Genomic DNA, 1,268 nt, shown 5'->3' on the forward strand with positions numbered 1-1,268 from the left:
GGGTTGGTGTATGGGCCGGTGTTTCGTGGGTTGCGGGTGGTGTGGCGGGTTGGGGATGAGGTGTTTGCGGAGGTGGCGCTGCCGGAGGGGACGGATGTTGCTGGTTTTGGTGTGCATCCGGCGTTGCTGGATGCGGCGCTGCATGCGGTGGGCGTGATGGAGGAGGACGGCGGGCTGGCTCGGGTGCCGTTTTCGTGTTCGGGGGTTCGGGTGTTTGCGACGGGTGCGTCGGTGTTGCGGGTGCGGTTGTCGCGGTGTGGGTCGGGTGCGGTGTCGTTGGTGGCGGTGGATGGTTCGGGTCTGCCGGTGGTGTCGGTGGAGTCGCTGGTGTTGCGGCCGGTTTCGGCGGACCAGCTCGGCACGAGTGGAGACTCCCTCTACAGGCTGGAGTGGCAGCAGCTCCCGGTGGAGGCCGGTGAAGCTGTTTCCGGGACGGTTGTGGTGCCGTGGCCGGGTCTGGATACCGCTGAGGCGGGTGTGTTGTGGGCTGTGGGTCTGGTGCAGGGGTGGCTTGCGGATGAGCGGTCGGGCTCGGGCCGGTTGGTGTTTGCCACGCGTGGTGCGGTGTCGGTTGGTGGTGAGGGGCCGGATGTGGTGCAGGGGGCGGTGTGGGGGGTGGTGCGTTCGGCGCAGTCGGAGCATCCGGACCGGTTCGTGCTGCTGGATCTGGATGGGGACACCGACCCGGACACTGTGGCTCTGCCGGTGGGTGAGCCGCAGGTTGCTGTCCGGGATGGTGGGGTGTGGGTGCCGAGGCTGGTGCGCGCCGCCACCGTTGCGGGCGGCGCTGCGGAGTTCGGTGGTTCGGTGTTGGTGTCGGGTGCGTCGGGTGCGTTGGGGCGGTTGGTCGCGCGGCATCTGGTCACCGCTCATGGGGTGGGGGAACTGCTTCTGCTGAGCCGCCGGGGAGTGGAGAGCGAGTTCCTCGGTGAGTTGGAGGTGTTGGGTGCCCGGGTGGAGTCGGTGGCGTGTGATGTTGCTGATCGTGAGGCTCTGGCCGGGGTTCTGGCGGGGCGGTCGTTGTCGGGTGTGGTGCATGCGGCCGGGGTGCTCGATGACGGTGTGGTGTCGGGGCTGACTGGTGAGCGGGTGGAGCGGGTGTTGCGGCCGAAGGTGGCCGGGGCGTGGAATCTGCACGAGCTGACCCGGGACATGGGGCTGTCGGCGTTCGTGTTGTTCTCCTCGGCTGCGGGGGTTTTCGGCAGTCCGGGGCAGGGGGCGTATGCGGCGGGCAACGCGTTCCTCGACGCCCTTGCCCAGTACCGGCA

1 protein-coding gene is annotated in these 1,268 nt (G+C 68.8%); it reads left to right on the plus strand.

Annotated elements, in window-relative coordinates:
* Nucleotides 1–60: 60 nt before the first annotated feature.
* On the plus strand, nt 61–1,268 hold a 1,208-nt coding region (locus tag ACSNOC_RS27740; RefSeq protein ID WP_436750330.1), incomplete at its 3' end, for an SDR family oxidoreductase.

It is taken from the genome of Streptomyces sp. URMC 129, from assembly GCF_051386415.1.
Taxonomy (GTDB): Bacteria; Actinomycetota; Actinomycetes; order Streptomycetales; family Streptomycetaceae; genus Streptomyces.